This is a genomic window from Enterococcus sp. LJL128 (assembly GCF_056924295.1).
In genome coordinates, this window is sequence record NZ_JBXPBP010000008.1 from 1 (window position 1) to 16,515 (window position 16,515).

Annotated in this window: 13 protein-coding genes; 1 reads left to right on the forward strand and 12 read right to left on the reverse strand. The window is 37.9% G+C overall.

Going from position 1 to position 16,515, the window contains the following annotated elements; all coding sequences use genetic code 11:
- Positions 1–211 (forward strand): transposase (locus AC1Z3K_RS10740; protein ID WP_461732729.1); only part of this gene is annotated, 211 nt, incomplete at its 5' end.
- A 183-nt stretch (positions 212–394) separates the two neighbouring features.
- Here the strand turns inward: AC1Z3K_RS10740 and AC1Z3K_RS10745 are convergent.
- The 12 genes from AC1Z3K_RS10745 to AC1Z3K_RS10800 form a co-directional block, all read right to left on the reverse strand.
- A complete protein-coding gene (locus AC1Z3K_RS10745) occupies positions 395–736 on the reverse strand; it encodes a zinc ribbon domain-containing protein YjdM (protein ID WP_426082437.1) in 342 nt (113 codons plus the stop codon).
- Positions 737–970: 234 nt separating this feature from the next.
- Entirely contained in the window at positions 971–1,921 is a 951-nt protein-coding gene (locus AC1Z3K_RS10750) for a DHH family phosphoesterase (protein WP_461732730.1), read from the reverse strand.
- Positions 1,922–1,934: 13 nt separating this feature from the next.
- Positions 1,935–3,269: a DRTGG domain-containing protein gene (locus tag AC1Z3K_RS10755; protein ID WP_426082433.1), complete on the reverse strand. Its 1,335-nt coding sequence runs from the start codon at positions 3,267–3,269 to the stop codon at positions 1,935–1,937.
- A 10-nt stretch (positions 3,270–3,279) separates the two neighbouring features.
- Positions 3,280–3,960, reverse strand: a complete 681-nt coding sequence (locus tag AC1Z3K_RS10760; protein WP_461732731.1) for a metal-dependent hydrolase — start codon at positions 3,958–3,960, stop codon at positions 3,280–3,282.
- A 422-nt stretch (positions 3,961–4,382) separates the two neighbouring features.
- Positions 4,383–5,036: a peptidoglycan amidohydrolase family protein gene (locus tag AC1Z3K_RS10765; RefSeq protein ID WP_426082430.1), complete on the reverse strand. Its 654-nt coding sequence runs from the start codon at positions 5,034–5,036 to the stop codon at positions 4,383–4,385.
- Positions 5,026–5,271 carry a phage holin gene (locus AC1Z3K_RS10770; protein WP_426082429.1) on the reverse strand — a complete coding sequence of 82 codons (246 nt, stop codon included), beginning with the start codon at positions 5,269–5,271 and terminating at the stop codon, positions 5,026–5,028. Before AC1Z3K_RS10770 ends, AC1Z3K_RS10765 begins: the two co-directional genes overlap by 11 nt.
- A 2-nt stretch (positions 5,272–5,273) precedes the next feature.
- On the reverse strand, positions 5,274–5,603 hold the full coding sequence (locus AC1Z3K_RS10775; RefSeq protein ID WP_426082428.1) for a hypothetical protein: 330 nt from the start codon (positions 5,601–5,603) through the stop codon (positions 5,274–5,276).
- Positions 5,604–5,930: 327 nt separating this feature from the next.
- Entirely contained in the window at positions 5,931–9,338 is a 3,408-nt protein-coding gene (locus AC1Z3K_RS10780) for a BppU family phage baseplate upper protein (RefSeq protein ID WP_461732732.1), read from the reverse strand.
- 13 nt (positions 9,339–9,351) lie between these two features.
- Positions 9,352–11,766 carry a phage tail spike protein gene (locus AC1Z3K_RS10785; protein ID WP_461732733.1) on the reverse strand — a complete coding sequence of 805 codons (2,415 nt, stop codon included), beginning with the start codon at positions 11,764–11,766 and terminating at the stop codon, positions 9,352–9,354.
- Positions 11,763–13,286, reverse strand: a complete 1,524-nt coding sequence (locus AC1Z3K_RS10790; RefSeq protein ID WP_461732734.1) for a distal tail protein Dit — start codon at positions 13,284–13,286, stop codon at positions 11,763–11,765. The genes AC1Z3K_RS10785 and AC1Z3K_RS10790 overlap by 4 nt, the downstream gene beginning before the upstream one ends.
- Positions 13,283–15,850 carry a phage tail protein gene (locus AC1Z3K_RS10795; protein WP_461732735.1) on the reverse strand — a complete coding sequence of 856 codons (2,568 nt, stop codon included), beginning with the start codon at positions 15,848–15,850 and terminating at the stop codon, positions 13,283–13,285. Before AC1Z3K_RS10795 ends, AC1Z3K_RS10790 begins: the two co-directional genes overlap by 4 nt.
- Positions 15,847–16,509, reverse strand: a complete 663-nt coding sequence (locus tag AC1Z3K_RS10800; protein WP_461732736.1) for a Gp15 family bacteriophage protein — start codon at positions 16,507–16,509, stop codon at positions 15,847–15,849. Before AC1Z3K_RS10800 ends, AC1Z3K_RS10795 begins: the two co-directional genes overlap by 4 nt.
- Between the last annotated feature and the right edge of the window lie 6 nt (positions 16,510–16,515).

A 16,515-nucleotide genomic window follows, 5' to 3' on the forward strand; every position in this document is an offset into this window, starting at 1 on the left:
TCCAGAAAGTTATCGAACCACCTTGGAGACATTTAAAAAGTTTCTTCCACAAATCAAAAATGCTCTTCAACACACCTACTCCAATGGACCGCTGGAATGTTTAAACAACCATATCAAAGTTTTAAAAAGGAATGCGTATGGCTTCCGTAGCTTTTACAATTTCAAACTGCGAATTATGATTCGCCACGGCAACGCTTTAATTGTAAACTAAAAAAGACCAAGAGAAATGTTTCCTCTTGATCTTCAAAAATTCTAAGATTTCTCTTCACCAACATTAGTTGACAAAGAGCCTAAATTTATTATATAAAATAAATTCAACGGAGGTGCCTCTTTTTTATATTCTCATTCTTGGGGGTCAGTGCCCTTTTGTCTCGACCTCTATGCTTTTATTCTCTTATGCTTTTTTTACAAACTCAGATTTTAGCTTCATTGGTCCAAAGCCATCCACTTTACAATCAATATTATGACCATCTGCACTTTCAACTAAACGAATATTTTTCACTTTAGTCCCCTGCTTGATTGCTCCGCTGGCACCCTTGACTTTTAAATCCTTAATCACGGTTACTGTATCTCCATCCGCTAAAGGATTGCCATTTGAGTCCTTCACACTAAAACCAGTATCTTCTCCTGCCTCTGTGGGACTCCATTCATGGCTGCATTCCGGACAAATCATCATTCCCCGATCTTCATACGTGTAAGCTGACCCGCATTCCGGGCAATTTGGTAAAGTTTCCATGTTCTTTCTCCTTTAATCATTAATAATTGACAATGTTCTTTCCGAAAAAATGCGCTTATGTATATCGGAAAAATACTTCCTTCGAAATTGAATGTCTGTTATATTTTAGCCTACTTCCTTTCAAAAGAAAAGACTCTCCAGCAGAAACAGGAGTATCAGCAGCTCTAACAAAAAGGTTAACTCTCCTGAAAAAAACTATCAGCAAAATTAACCTTGATCAAGCATATCATCATCTTATCCTATAAATTCTCGACAAGCCGCTTGAATTTCCTTATAAATTTCATTGACCTCTTCCATGTTTCTAGCATTTGCTCCACTTGCAAGAGGATGTCCGCCACCATGATGGCGTTTGGCAATCTCGTTAATTACTGGACCTTTAGAACGCAGCCGTACTCGATAATAGCCTTCCGGCTGCTGAACAAAAATGGCCCAGGCCAGCACGACATCCACCACTCCTGGAAGTGCAACAATTGCAGCTGTTTCAGAATCCACAATTCCATATTCAGTCAATAATTGTTGAGAAATAATTACCTTGCCAGCCCCATATTTATCTACATCAAGTCCTTGATAGACAGAACCGGCAAGCTTCGCTACAGCCATCGAAATTTGTTCCAGTTCCCGGTTAAGTGCTGACGCATCAAAAGAATAGTTCCGTAATACTGCAGCAACTTCCAACGTATGGGAAGTTGTTGCTGGATAAAGAAAACGTCCCGTATCCCCAACAATGCCAGCATACAGCAAGCGAGCAGCCTCGTCAGACAAGCGCAGTTCGTTGGAGAATGCCAGATAAAAATCCATAATCATTTCACTACAGCTGCTGGCACTTGTATCAACCCAAACTAAATCGCCATATGGTTCGTCATTGGGATGATGATCTATTTTAATCAACTTTTCCCCTAATTTGTAGCGCTCATCGCTAATTCTTGGTGAATTGGCAGTATCCGTCACTATGACCAAAGCTCCTTGATACAGCTCATCCTCAAACTCATTCATTTCAGCTAAAAACTCTAAACCCTCTACTGGTCCGCCAGCCTGATAAACAGTCTTTTCAGGAAAGCTTTGCCGCAGCAGTTCGGCCAAGCCGACCTGAGATCCAATCGCATCAGGGTCTGGCCGCTGATGTCGATGGATAATTATTGTTTTATATTTCTTAATCATTAACAGGATTTCTTTCTGCACACTCATTGACATTTTCCTCCTACGAACGTTCCATAACCTGACAAACCACAATTGCTTTAGCAACTAAGGCATTTTCCAGGTAAATTTCTACATCCAGCTTCGCTGAACGCCTGCCCAGCTCTAAAATCCTCGGGCGAATAGATAAATCACTTTCCAGTTGAATTAATCGTAAATAGTGAAGATTAATTTGTTCGATTAGAACATTTCTTTTTTGATTGATAATCATGGTTCTCTGGGTCACATTTGAAACGATTTCGCTCAGTACGCCAAAAGAGATAGTTCCCACACCATTAACCATTTGAGGGGTTACATGGAATTTGAACTCCGGAGCTTCCATTTTTCCTTTTTCTTCAGTCTGATCCTCAACAATCAGAATCTCTCCAGAAATCTGATCAGAAATCGTATCCGCAATCTGGGTCTGCCTTTGCACCAGCTGCATGGCCTTCATCACATCCTGACGTGAAACTAGACCAACTAAAGAAAAGTCATCGGCAACGACTGGCATAACCTCTAAGCCATCCCAAATCATCTGGTGGCTCACACTAGCCACACTCATTGTTTTCTTCACTACAATGGGTTCTTTTGTCATCACCTTATCAATCGTAGCTGTGTCACTCTTACCAATCACGTCTTTGGCTGTAATGATTCCAACCAGCCGCATATTTTTATTCACAACCGGAAACCGAGAATGACTAGTCTCCTCTGACAGAAGCTGATAATCTGTAATGGTATTAGAAATACTTAAATAGTTTGTTTTTTCCAGAGTTGTATAAATATCGCTAACCAGCATAATATCTTTTTTAATCAGCTGGTCGCTAAGTGCCCGGTTAATCATTGTTGCTACTGTAAATGTGTCATACGTTGTCCGCAAAACCGGCATCTCCAGCTTATCTGCCAGTGCTGCTATCTCATGGTCTGTATCAAATCCGCCTGTAATCAAAACTGCTGCACCGTTTTCCAGCGCCAGCTTTTGTACTTCATGTCTATTTCCCACAATCATTAGCGAGCCTGGTGTAATATAGCGGGTCATTGCACTTTTGGTCATTGCCCCAATCACAAACTTATTCAATACCTTGTCTAGTCCAGCAGCGCCGCCTAGTACATCTCCCTCGATAATCCGAACTACTTCACCAAACGTCAGTTTTTCAATATGTTTTTTCAGCTTCCGTTCAATCCGGATGGTCCCCACACGTTGAATTGTCGAAACTAACCCAATATTTTCTGCATCTTTAATGGCTCTATAAGCCGTTCCTTCACTTACACCTAAATTTTTTGCAATACTACGAACAGAAATCCGGTCTCCAATCGGCAAACCTTCAATATGCTGCAATATTTGATCATGTTTCGTCGCCATAGTAGACCTCCTATAATTCTATACTTTCTCCAACAGTCAATACTTGTCCAACGCCAGGCTTCAGACTACTACTAAACAGCTCTGGATCTTGTTTGATAACTTCAAATGTATTGTAATGAATTGGAACAACCACTTTGGCTCCCAAATATTCCGCAGCCACGGCTGCTTCTTTTGGTCCCATCGTGAAGTTATCGCCAATTGGCAGAAAAGCAATATCAATATCATAAAATTGCTTCAACAGCTGCATATCTGTAAAAAGAGCTGTATCCCCAGCGTGATAAATGGTCTTTCCTTCTGCCTGAAGCAAAATTCCCGCAGGCTCGCCCATATAAAGAGTTTGTCCCTCATACTCATAACTTGAACTGTGCAGTGCCGGTACAAAGTGAACCGTTCCAAAATCAAATGTACATTTGCCGCCTAGATTCATACCATGTCCGTTAACTCCCTGCTTCTCAGCAAACTGTACAATTTCAACAATACTAATGACCTTTGCCTGATTTCTTTGAGCGATAGGAATCATATCACCTATATGATCACTGTGTCCATGAGTAATTAGAATTACATCGGTTTTTACTTCCTCGACGGTTAAATCAGACATTGGGTTTCCAGAGATGAACGGGTCTATCAGCAAATTGGTTCCATCCTCTAACTGGATTTCAATACATGAATGACCATGAAATGTTAACTTCATTTTTTTATCTCCTTCTCTGTGTTAACTACTTACTAGTAAACATCCTGCACACTACTTTCCAATGAGAAATAATAGAATCCTCTTTTCAGAACTCTCTTAGTCGCATCGTTTCAGCTGCACTATCTTTTTTTTGCTTTTTCTTCTAGTATACTTACTACTAAATTATAACAGAAAAAAAATATTATAGTACAGTTTTTATCTGAAAGTATAACAGATACAAAAAGATTGTCTTAAAAAAACTAAAACAGTATAAGACCCTCCTATCTTTAAAGACGATTTCTTTATTAATAGCTCTATCGTTCATTATCACAATTGTTATTTACAAAACGACCTATTCAAAGAAAAACAAAAAGGAACTATGACATTTGTCAAACCGACACTGCCCTAGTTCCTTTAAATCAAACAAAGGATTTTAATCCAATTTATCCTAAATCCTGTTCTAACACCCAACTTTGAATTTCTTTCAAAAGATAGGCTTTTTTAGAATTCGATTGCGTTACTTTTTTTTCTTGCTGAATCGTATATGTCCTGTTTTTTACCCAGACCGGAATTCGCTCTCTCGTCTGGTACTGTGTTGCGTGATTCAGCAGCTTCACTTGCTGACCGACAGAAAATTCTTTTGATGCTGAACTGCTATTATTCTCTGTCCCCTGATAGCGATAGATTGTATTCGCCGGACCGCCATTGTAAGTCCATATCTGGTCATGATTATTTACAGTGATTCCATTATATCCATAGTTGCAATGAATAATCTTCTCAGTATCCAGAAAGATTCCTGTATGACCAGACGCACCACCGGATGCTCCCCGAACACCCCAAATAAAAATATCTCCTCGTCCAGCATCAATGTAGCCATTTCTTTCTGAGAGAGCTTTCCAGCCATTGTTTTCAAGATGCCCAAAAAGACTGTCTGTGTTCCCCATCGTTCCAGCATGAAGAAACTCCCCAGCCTGTAAAGCATAGTATACGGCGCTGGAACAGTCATAACTGGCAGGACCCGTGCGGGCATTCATTGAATACGTAACCTTTCCCTGTCTATCAGCCATCCATCGAATCATCTGTTCTTTACTTGTCATGGGCTTTCAGCTCCTTCAACAGCTCATCAGCTTTGATTGCCTTTTCAGTAAAGCTGTTGTTTTTCCACCAAGCCATTACAGTTGTACTCAATGTAAACAATAGACTAACGACTTGATAAATGTCATTTTCTGCAATAGTCAGCATTTCCTTTCCTGTCACTGCCAACACTTGATTAAGAAGTGCCAGCAGCAGGATAAGCGTGCGTGCAATTGTTTCTGCGGATATTTTCTGCATGCTCATTTCTCCTTTCGAAACAGCGTTTTGATTCGTTCATCATGTTTGATAACTGTATCCTCGATATGACCAATTTTCTCTTCATGATCTCCAAGCTTCTCAACTACTTCTGTATGCCTCTCATGAACCCAGCGGGTTTCAGCTTCAACATTTTTCGACAGAAGCGTAATCGCTTCTGAAAGACCGTCAAGATTTTGCTTAATAGGGTCTGATATATTGTCCTTTACAGCGTTGTACGCCCGTTTACAGATCCATAAAAGCCATCCACCCAACGAACCAATGACAGCCATTAATGTAGCAATTTCAGCGATAGTTAAACCTAAAAATCTCATTGCATCAACTCCCTTTCTGTTATTTTCTAATCTCCTTTTAGCATAATGGGCCCATTATCTATTAGTAGACTACCTTTATTCTATAAGAATTTGCCTTTCCAAAACTCTCTAAGTACTGTCAAAAAAGTGTTATTTTTCTATCACAAGTCTCCCACTGTTACACAGAAATTAAGCATCTAGTTTGTTCTCTAAAAATATTTTTAAATAAAAACATCTATTAAGCATTCAACAATCAAAATATATTTTTAAAATAAATAAGGAAATAAGAAATGACAAATCCGTAGTCATCTCTTACCCCTTAAATTGACTCATCTACTCTTATAAATACTATAAATAATAAGATATACCTTCCAAAGAAACCAAAGTTGTTGCTGCACCCTGAATAGTCATTCGAACCTCACCACTAGGATAAACAACAATTGAGATGGATCTCGCAGCCGCAGTTGTCGAACCATCTCCAACTGCTGGGAAAATCATTTGTTTGCTCGGTCTATAACCAACAGGTATACTTGCTACAATAGCAGAGGATCCACCAGCGATAGAACCCGAGTCACTAGTTATCGCTCCACTTAATGTTACTTTTTGAGTATTGTCAGACTCCGTTGTAACCTTTCCCTTTAGTTCTTGCTCAGCAACTGCTTTAAACCCACTTGACAAAGTAGGTGTGATGGAAACTGGTACCTGACTTGCTTTAAGCTGCTGCCAGTCATTTTTCCAAGCACCGCTGACAATCGCACGAGAGAACACCGTTCCATCATCAGCAACTCCAATGACATTTCCAAAGGTAGAGCTAGTCATTTGAGACATGAAACGAAAAGCCTGAGTGGTGGGCGGATGATCAGTCACCGCACTCGTCGAAACGTAAGATTTTACCCCCGCTGAACCAGTTACTACAGATAAGATATTACCCGAAGTTAATGTTCCTACAGGTCGACCGTCATCTGCTGTGATTTTTTGCATCTGTGACTGAGCTTTTGAAGCAAGTTCCTGCCATTCCCCTACCCATTTACGATTTGCGATTGATCGATAGAACATTCGACCATCATCAGAAATACCAATTACATTTCCATACGCTTCAGTTATCATTTGAGCAATTGCTCGGATATTTTGAGTATTACCTATCGGCGAATCCGATAAACTCCATCCTATTGAAATGCTGAAAACTCCTGAACCTAATGCTAAAATTCCACTTAGAACTGTTCCATTACTTATATTTTTAATATGAATACCATTATCTGCTGTAATTTTTTTTAGCTGTGCTTTATTTGAGTCTGCTGTCTCTATCCAATCTGCAAACCACTCTCCGCCGTAATATGTTCGTGTGAATACCCTGCCAGTGTCTGAGATAAGGACAACATTGCCAGTTGTGTTGTTAGCTACTTTTTGAATTGTTCCTCTAAACGTGGTTGCAACATTTGGTCTATCTGTTACATTAGAAGAAACTGATACTGTTCTATATGACACTTGCATAGATTTGATGAAGTCTAATAAGCTACCAGAATTAATTTCTGACACCGGTGTACCATTATCATTAGTAATTTTGCTCATTTGAACTTGAGATACATTCGCCTTATTTGGCAGTGTTTCAGCTACAACTCGCACTGCGTTAGCTGTCGCCGCTTCTGTTACGCTGGAGCTTGTTGTTGTATTAGCTAGCTTGACGATACCTGCTTGTAGCGTTGTTGCTGGTTGTAAAAATTTTTCATTAGCTTCAGTTTTGGTATATGTGTCACTTTTTACTGCATAAATATCTGATGCATTAATCGACAGCGTAAGCTCTAGACTAGCATAATCAATATTTACAGTGCTTGGTTCTGTATCATCAGAAGCAGGTGCATAAGCTAAAATGTAGACATATCCAGCAGTGTCTATAGAAGACGTTATCTGACTTTCGGAAGTTAAGATTCCTTGGAGTAAAGTTACCATAGTAGAATCTGAACTCTGACTTGTTACCCATTCGTAAGTCCCTCCCCATCTAGCCAACATCATTCGATTAGGTTTCTCTCCTGACCCTTGAGCAAATCCATAAACCTTAAAATTAATTTCTTTTAATACCTGTTTTAATTTCAATATTTTTTCAGCAATTGTTATTATCCCTTCAAAAAAGTGAGGATAACGTTTCTCAACGATTTCGATAACATTGTATGAAAACATTACTTGAAAAATATTTCCACTCACAGTAGTAGATTGTGTATACAAATTATTATCAAGATTCATTACAGAATTATATTGACTTTGAGTATTTTCAATAGTAATTGATTTCGGAGGTAATAATGTAGGATAAGCTGTTCGAGTCATCTTATTTTGATTATCAACAACACTACCAGCAATTTTATTTTTAAAATCGTAGAGTATAGTGTCACTAATAGCTTCTCCTGTGAATGAGGAAATAAGTTCTTTATTTCCTATCTTGGTATTCCAAGTGTTCTTTTCTTCTTGGGTAGTATGCAAAGCTGAATCATTTATATGTTTATCTGTAACTGCTTTATTAGAAAATAGCTCAGCTGCACTAATAGCCAATGTAAGTTCTAGACTAGCATAGTCAATGGTTATGGTACTCGCTGTTACGCCATCTGATGCTGGTGCGTAAGCATTTACTACTATCGTGCCATCTTCTTGAATATAACTTGGTGTATTCGTTGAGGTAGAAACGAATAATTTAGTAATTGTTTTATTTGTATGTTTCTTAGTTCCGTTCCACGAACCTGCATATGAAGCTATAGCTACCGATAATCCTAGACCTTCGGCGCCAGAGCCCATTCCCCAAACATTCCCGTTCACTCTTTTTATAATTTTTTTAGCAACGACAACCTTTTCAGGTAATGTGTACGCTCCATAGCTTTCAAATAAACCCGCGTAAAGACGTTCTATTTCTTCAATAATATTCCATCGAAATACTACTTGAGTGATATGATTTTTTCGAAAGTCAGATATACTGGTAACTGTGCCATCCAATATATTGGTTTGTTCATACCTAGTCCCAATAAACTCTTTCCAGCTCAAATTATTGAACTCTAATAATGAAGTTCGAGCAATGTACTGGGATATATGAGGATTTTCCACTAAGCTGCCAGCAACTTTATTTTTTAAATCAAATTCAACAGTAGAAGTACTTAATTTGCCTAAAAATGAATTGAACAACAACTGATCCGTCTCTTTTTTTGTATAAGCATCTATTTCATTTAATTTTTTTTCTAGATTTGACAAATCTAACCCAAACTTGTCTGCTTTCTTAATTAGCTGCTGATAAATTTCTTCAAGTCCTTCAAACTCCGTTGTCTTTCCAACCATGTAATTTGTCCATTCTTCATTGAACTGATTGAGAAGTTGAGTAAACTCATTTTCATAGGCTTCCGCTTCTCCTTTGCGAAGATCAGCGTTCCTTTTTACATCGATAATAACATCTTCCGAAGAAATACATTGTCCCTGTTTATCATATAAACGGAAGAATGCAACTTGATAACGTCCAGAAACAGAGGTGTCAATATCGGAAAAGGTATACAAACCTTTCCCTTCCTCCGGAGCTATTAGTTCTGCCTCACCTGTAACATAGTTTTCATTACTTAAATTTCCTTCAAATTTCAGAGAAAAACCTTCAATAGAAATCGGCTCTCCATTTTTCCGAACAAAAATTTCTATATTTTGCAGCCCATAATCTCCCTGACGCAACACAACGTAGTTCGATGGATTTCTTGTTTGCTTTTCTAAATCTATAACAATTTTTTGAATGTTCATGTTTATCCTCCTATCAGTTTTCTATGTCATAACTAAAATTACTAAGTGAGACATAAGTCAAACCCGAAACAGTTTGTGGTCTAAAAACGACTTCTCCATTAGCTACAACATGCAACCTACCACCAATTCCATTTAAGTTTGTCGGTTGAATAGCAATTTCTGTTTGAGAAGGTCTTGTTCCTAGCGGCATGTTAGCAATAGACTGTCCTGTAGCCCAAGAGACACCTGCCTTTGTTGTCATAATTCCCCTGAACTTGACCGTATAAGACCCATCAAGATTTTTTACTTTTTTGTATTGGCATTTATCGGTTCCGTAATGCTGAAAATTTGTCGTCAATGGTAAATCCTGCCAAGGTTTAGAAACTAGACTCTCCGCTGTTAAACTACCTGAACCAAACAAGCTACTATTAAAACTAAGTGATCCTGAACCCAATTGCATAAAGCTATCATTCTTTCCAGAAGTATAGCTTGATTTACTGATGATTCCTCCCTCATCCAAATGAATCATACCTGTAGCTTGAATTGTATCTGGATCAGATACATCATATTGAACAAAATCTACTCTCAAACGCCCATCGGACATCTTGATGGTACCTTTTCTTCTAATTGGGGCACCTGTAACAATTTCTCTATCAAATGCACTTTGTACTTCTGTACCAGTTATTTTCGCTCCTTCTATATCAACAGCTACCAGTTTGTTTATTGCGAGCATTCCTTGATCGATTTGTCGAGGCTTCCATTCATTGTTAAAAATATAAAAACCTATGATTGTCCCTTGCAAATCAGTTTTAAACCAGTTATCTCCATTTTTGGGAGACAGAGGCTCGACAGCTGATACGGTGGTTACTGGAATTGAATCTAGTTCGTTTTTTACTATTTCTATCAACTCATTATCATACATCGCCGACCAATTGTACTCTCTAGGATTACTAGAAGGAGTAGGTTCAGATTTGTTGTGAGCAAAACCAATATATTTTTTTCCAGTAGATTCATTGCTCATGTTCGTACCATTTATATCATCTGCGTATTGAATCCAAGTGTATTTGGGCAAGCCATCCTGACCTGGAGGACCTTGGATACCATCTTTTCCATTGATACCGTCCTCACCAATAATCTTAACCCACAACCCTTCGTACTCCTTCGGATCATCTGAAGGAATTGGCTGATTCAGCCCATATTTAATGGCCATATATTGCTTACCAGTAGGCATGCCAGAAATCCCAGTCCCCTCATCATCATCAGCATAGCGAATCCAAGGAAAATAAGTATCTCCATCTTTCATAAGTTGAATTTTATCAGCTAAATCCTGCAAGCGTTGATTAATTCCGCTAGACTGAATTAAATAATTCCCTAAAACAGCTTGTGCACTTTGATTCGCTCTTGAACGCTCCAGTTTAAGAACACGTGCTTGTAAATAAAGTTCATCCTCATCATCGACAATATTGATCGTATCACCGATACGTACATTTTCAGGCAAAAATGCGATATCTACTTCATAATTCACTTCGGGTTCAGAACGCTTTTTCAGTGCTCCTATCGCTTGGTTACAGAGCTCCTGTTTGCTTAAAGTATCATAGTGGAAATTGGCAACAATGTGTCCTTCGTTATCTCCTGATTCTACCAAGTAGCGGCTCCATATCGATAGAGCTTTTCTATCTTTCAGATAGATGCCATCTGTATAGTAGCGTCCATCATCATACTTATAGCCACTTAAAGTAATCGGTTCTGAATTTCCTGAGCCAGTTCCTCCATACACACGAAACGCAGTTGCCAGATTTTCGATAGTCTCTTCTGTCACTATGTTATGAATATCTCTATTTAAACGCAGTTCAACCTGCGTATCATTTCCTCGTTTTTTATAAATGTCAATATATTTTTTAGTAATTCTCATTCCATTCACTTCAAAGCGAAAAGAAAATTCAGCTTGATTAAATTCTTCTGCAATCGATAGCAGTCGTTTAGTAGCAGTCTCTTCGTTTGACCATGCTGCTTTTCTTGTTATATCACTAAGCTCATTACGTCCAATTTCAAATCCTGAATCATAAATTGCTTTATTTACATAATATGAAATAGGTTGCTCTTTAGCTGGAGCCTCCCAAGAGCCAAGAACCTCATTTAGTAAATCTAACCCCGCATCCTCGGCATAGATAAACACTTCTTTGTTCTGACGATTTTTCTCTTTTCTAATTATTGTATAAAAACGAACTAACTCATCCTCATCTTGAATCAAAATGTAGTTGCCTGTCTGAGTCAGCTGATTAATCTCTGATAAATTATTCTTAATCGATAAATAACCAGTTAAAACTGCCGATCCCTTTTCAATTTCCTGGACTTCTAAATCATCATAAAAAGAGAGTGCATTCGGTAAATCACCTGTTGAGGCTAGACCTAAAACATTAAATTTTCTGTCTGTAAAATACAAAATCATAAAAACACCTCATTATACTTAACCTTAATCATTGGTTTTTGAGCAAAATCAGAATATAAGCAATGCAGCTGATTCTCTCCTGGTTTCAGTTTGAACCGTTCCCAATCATTTCCTAGAGCTCCAAGTCCAGGTGTTTCAACACCGTTTACAAATATTTTGCCATTTGAAGTATCAACAGTAAGTACATCATATTTCCCAAATTTATTTGGGATATCTGCCCATTTTTCAACATTGTGCTTGACAAAATGACATTTTCGGAAAAAATCAATGGTCATCTTATCATTTCCTAAACGGTTTTTCCAAACGGCTGAATAATACGTAATGAATTTTGCCTCAAGTTCTTCTGCACTAGAATCCGTATAAGTATAAACGTTCTTTGGCGTTGTAAATATAAATTGACTACCGAATTTTTCAATTCGCCAATTTCCTTGATCCCAACCTGTATATTGATTATCTATACCTGCATAAACAGAAAATTCCTTAACAATTCTCCCATTAATAACTAAAGAACAAACGATTTGATTAATACTTGTACTACTCTTACAAAATATATATCCCGCCACATTTTTTTCGTCTGCTGTATTAACCAGCCATTGTTGCATCCCAGTCTGTGGAGCTAGTCCAGTAATAAAGAAATTAGAAAAATCAAACTGCCAATTTTTAGCAGTATCCTGTCCTTCACTATCTGGTGTAAACGCTCTGGTCATGGAAGGTCCATGCCACTGTTCTCCAGTGCCAAAATCTTTAGCCTTTAAATAATCATGTTTGGTACCTTTCCATTTCCCATAAGTAATATGGTAGCGAGCAAAATCAAACCCGCTTCCTGATTGAATACAATTCTGTCCCTTATAAGAAAGTACTGTACCTGCATTCAATTTCCATCCATGCTTTTCAAATTGTTCTGGTCCAAAATTTACTCCACAGACATCAATTATCCCATGTTCAGAGGTTTCATAGTTCACACCGTCTACTTCGTCAGGGTTTCCAAACTGAAGCAGTGCCCCATCATCATTAATGAATCCTACGAAACCATTATCTGATTTCATCTCGACTTCCATTTTTGGAAAGGAATCAAATGTTCCTGTATTATAAATATCTAGAAAATCATTTTTTTCATTTGTCAACTGTTTTTCTTGTACACTGTACGCTACTCCATCAGGAATCTGCCAACTGATTGTTCCAAATCCTAGAAATTTCTTCTCAGCAACATCAATATCACCTGTTGGAACAGCTAAATAATATTTATCAGGCTCATCTGTAAAAATTAATTGGGCAGGTTCGGATACGTTAAGTATCCGAGCCAACTCTCTTCTTTTATCAATCAAATCGTTCCTTAAGACAAAAGGCATGTCAATAATCTTTTCATCCAAGCTATACCCTGTATACTTTTTAAAGTTTGTATTTCCTACTTGTATTGTTCGATTTGACCTAGTTGTCCCAATTCCACGACGAAAATCTTCTGTTACTCTTAGATAGGGAGATAAATCTGTTCCATTAAAAATTACTGTAAACTCACTCAAATTCTTTCGCCTCCTAATCTTGCTTCAGCTCGGTTGATTCGATCAATTTCCGGCTTCATGAATTTAGCTGTTCCTTTCGCGATTGCTCGACCGTCTGTTTCAAATGTTGTTTCAACATAGATCGGTGCTATCTCTTGACCATTTCGGTTTTGAGTCGCTGCATTGTAGCTATGAATCAACGCTCCTGTCATATTTCCTGCATGAAGTAAAGCTGGATTGGCATTAAGATTCATTACTCCTAATTCATTAATTAAACTGCTTTTCATCATTTCAGATAGATCAGTATGAGGTAACTCATCAATTGTAGCAGCTTCAGCTAATTTTTCTGAAAGCTTTTCTACAGGTGTAATCATTGAATCAATTCCGTTTAAAAAGCCTTCTCCTGTCCATTCCCCCATTTGAATCATTACTTTAGATGGTGAAGCAATATGCAGCCATTTCTTGACAGTATCAACAGCTCCTTTAGCCATTTCTCTAGCTTTGTTTGCAACCTTTTCAATCATACCGCCTATTCCACCAATAAAGCCGTTCACCATATCAATACCAGCTTGCTTCATGTCTTCAACAAACCCTGAGACTCCTTCAATAATTTTTCTACCAACAGCCTTAGCTTTTTCACCGGCTTCGCCAATTTTTTCACCAATACCAGAAATAAGATTAGTAATTAAATCTTTTCCTTTGGCTAACATTTCCAGTAAAAACTCTCCAATTTTCGATAATACTGTACTCATCAATTTACCAATGGTACTCAATAAAGTCTCACCCATACTTAAGAGTCCTTCAATTAAAGCCATAAGCAGTTCTACTCCTGCATTCAGGATCTTAGGAAGATTCTCCATTAAAGACCCCAACAATGCCATGATAATTTGTAAAGCTGCTTCAAGCAGCACAGGAAGCACTTGAATCAAGCCATCAATGAGAGCCATCAGAATTTTTATTCCCGCATCAATAATTTTTGGCAGATTCTCAATTAGCGCATCAACTAATGCCATCAAAATTGTAATTACTGCTTCAAGCAGGACTGGTAGTACCTGAATAAGCCCATCAATCAAGGCCATTAATATTTTGATACCTGCTTCAATAATCATTGGCAGATTTTCAATTAAAGCGTCCACAATTGCCATTAAAATTGTAATCACTGCCTCGATTAGCATAGGAAGTAGCTGAATGACTCCATTAATCAAAGCCATTAGCAATAGAATACCTGCTTCCAATATCAATGGTAAGTTTTCAATTATAAATGTCACAAATGTTGTAATAATGGTAATTACTGCTTCGATAATAAACGGCAGTGCTGTTGCTAGCCCTTCAATTAGGGCATTTAAAATCTGCACACCTAACTCAATAAATAACGTTAAGTTTTCTAAAAACACGGTAATCAGCTGCGTTATTAACCCAATACCTGCTTCAATTAATCCCGGCAGCATCGAGGCAATACCTTGGATTAAATTTACCAAAATTGCTGCTCCGGCTTCGATTAGCGGCGGCAGCATATTCATAATCTCCGCAATCATCGTCGTCATGAACTCGATTACCTTAGTAAGCAGTTCGGGAACAGAAATTCCCATACCACTTGCTATAGATGTAATCAATCGAGCACCTATCAATAATAATTTGGGAATACCACTCAGAAAGAAACCGATAATTGTTGGAAGCAGATTTTTAAATACTTCTAGCAATCCAGACATGTCACCACCCTGAAAAGCCATGACAATTGCTTCTTTGAAGCCGGCAAGTTTCTCAATAACTGTGCCAACTACGCCTTTAATAAACTCAAACACTGTTCCTATTCCACTTTTCAGCTTATCCGAATTTTGATAGGCTGAAGTAAATGCTTCCACAACAGCTGAACCAAAGTTGCGGATTCCTTCTATAACAGCTATAGTGGCTCCCTTTAAATACTCAAATACTTTTTGAACAGTCATTCTAAATGCTTCAGATTTTTGATAAGCATTAATAAATGCCATTCCTAAAGCTGTTATAGCTGCTACTACTAAAAATAGTGGACTGAGTAAAACCGGCAATAAAGCACCTAAAATTTTAAAAACTGCTGCAACTTTTCCAGCAATTATCAGAGCGCCTAATCCTGCTGCTAAAGAGGCTAGTGCAGTTGTTACAACATAAGCAATTGCAGGGTATTTATTAAGAAATTCTGCAAATTTGTTGGCTGCTGCTGTAGCAACCTTCATTGCCACAGTCAATGGCTCCAAAAGGGGTTTTCCAAATTCTGCCCTTACTTTATCTACGGCTTTTCCCCATTGCTCCATTAAAGATCCAAATTTTTCCTTCTTTTGAGCTTCAGCTGCTTTATCAAAAAATGAAACCAACAAACCATTTAGTTTTGGCGAAACGGTTTCAACAGCTTTCATCGTCTCATCTGATACATTTCTCATCTTATTTAAAAGTCGATCAAGCCGCTGCTCACTTGCTGCAGTCTCTACCTCAACCTCTACGGGTTCCAGGGAATCTCTTATTTCATCCAATCTATCCATAAGAGAATCTAGCGCAATATCTACTACTGATAAATTTACTTGAATAGCAACTTGGCTATTATTTACACTCATTTTTCTTCACCTCGTTTCTGTTTTTCTTCGTACCATCTCCTTCTTTCCAATAAGTCCATTGCCTCAACTGCTACTGCTTCTCGACTGGATTTTAAAGCTACTGCCTTTTTAGCATCCAATATTTTTTGCCGTTCATCAGGGCTACATTTTTCAGGAATTTTCATTGTCCGAATATCAATAACTTTTCTCATTTTTGTCTGTTCACTTAGTCCAGCTAAAAGAGCATTAAATTCATCCCAATGCATTTTTCCTCTTTCTTTCAACAGATTAATTCCATAATCCTGTCGAAAGCTGGCATAAATATAAGGAGTGTCTTCAATCAAATCATAAAACTTGGTTGTCGGTTCATTTTCGGAATCAAGAATATTTCCTTGTAAATCTCTAGTTAAATGATCTTCACTTTCTTTTTCCCCAAAAACCCTTTTCAATATTTCAATAAATAAAATTTCTTTTTGTTTTTGAGACATCACTTCAAGTTCCTCTTCACTCTGATTCCCCAGCAATATTAACGCCAAAAGCACCTTAAAATGATCGCTTTCAGAAGAATCTTGAAATACTTCATACCAGCGCAGTACAGACGAAAATTCTAAGTTCAGATGAAAAATCTGACCATCAATTTCCAGCGTATCATCTATTCCCCAAGCTAGAGAAAGTCCCATTTTTCA